We start from the raw sequence: 580 nt of genomic DNA, 5'->3' as shown, positions 1-580 counted from the left end.
ATGTTCGCAGTAATCACTGAGTACATCTTCGCGCCCTATTGCACCATGAAACTGTGTTTTAAATTCAGTGGTGATGATTAGCCAGTTTTCAGCTGATATGTTTAATCGGCTCAGTATGCTGGGTAGGTTTTCGTCGATGTAGCCAGGTTTATCTTCTCTGATACAACGACCGGTGAGTTCGATTAACTGTAAATAATCAGTCAGCTCAAACGGTAGGCCTTTCGGCATGTTTTCTCTGGGGTTGCCAACAAAGGGCATGAGGGTTTTGGGTTGTTGGCTTTGTGTGGCTTGCTCGCAGCGTAGTTTTACACTGGTGTGCGTTGAATCTTCTGGGGTGTTAGCGATATTGGCGCGAATGGGGTTTAAGTCCACATAAGCCATACAAGCGGCGAGTGCGGCTTCATCAAGTAAAGCTTGAGATTTAAACCGACCTTCCCAGAACCTGCCTGTGCAGTTATCTTCTTGGTTGGCGGCTCGTGCAATATGCTCGTTGATATAGCCCATAAACCAGCTGATTTTCATCAGGCGTTTGCGATACACTTCAGCGGTGGCTTCAACGATAGCCATTGAGTGTTTTGGC

Annotated in this window: 1 protein-coding gene; it reads right to left on the bottom strand. The window is 46.7% G+C overall.

The annotated features are described in order from the left end of the window. A partial coding sequence (locus tag AC27H3_RS18075; RefSeq protein ID WP_487108110.1) for a transposase occupies window positions 1-580 on the bottom strand: 580 nt, incomplete at both ends.

It is taken from the genome of Colwellia sp. NW0002-52-1, assembly GCF_057550865.1.
The sequence above is the reverse complement of the archived record's forward strand: the minus strand, read 5'-3'. Positions and strand labels throughout refer to the sequence as shown.